Annotated in this window: 1 protein-coding gene; it reads left to right on the top strand. The window is 67.2% G+C overall.

Annotation, left to right across the window (positions count from 1 at the left end; all coding sequences use genetic code 11):
• Nucleotides 1–525: carbohydrate ABC transporter permease (locus ABD323_RS45270; protein WP_344447759.1), on the top strand; the 525-nt coding region annotated here is incomplete at both ends.

Genomic DNA, 525 nt, shown 5'->3' with positions numbered 1-525 from the left:
CCTCGTCAACGGCGTCGCCATCGGCTTCGTCTTCCTCTACTTCTTCCAGCCCGGCGGCACCCTCGACTCGGTCCTCGGCCTGTTCGGCGCGCGGGACGAGCACCTGTGGCTGGGCGATCCCGACCTCGTCAACTGGTCGCTCGCCTCGGTGTCCCTGTGGCGCTACCTGGGCCTGAACTTCGTGCTGTTCCTCGGCGCGATCCAGTCGATCCCGGGGGAGATCTACGAAGCGGCGGGACTCGACGGCGCCAACCGCTGGCACCAGGTCAGGCACCTCATCCTGCCCGGCATCCGGCCGGTCGTCAGCCTGAGTGCGATCCTCGTCGTGTCCGGTTCGCTGTCCGCGTTCGAGATCCCGTACATCATGACCGGCGGTGCCAACGGCAGCACCACGTTCGTCATCCAGACCGTCAAGCTGGCCTTCCAGTTCAACAAGGTCGGCCTGGCCTCGGCCGCCGCTGTGGTGCTGCTCGCCATCGTCCTGCTGGCGACCTGGATCCAGCGGCTTCTCGTGCCCGACGAAGG

This window comes from Kitasatospora nipponensis (assembly GCF_039528135.1).
Taxonomy (GTDB): Bacteria; Actinomycetota; Actinomycetes; order Streptomycetales; family Streptomycetaceae; genus Kitasatospora; species Kitasatospora nipponensis.
This window is presented reverse-complemented; position numbering and strand designations above follow the sequence as displayed.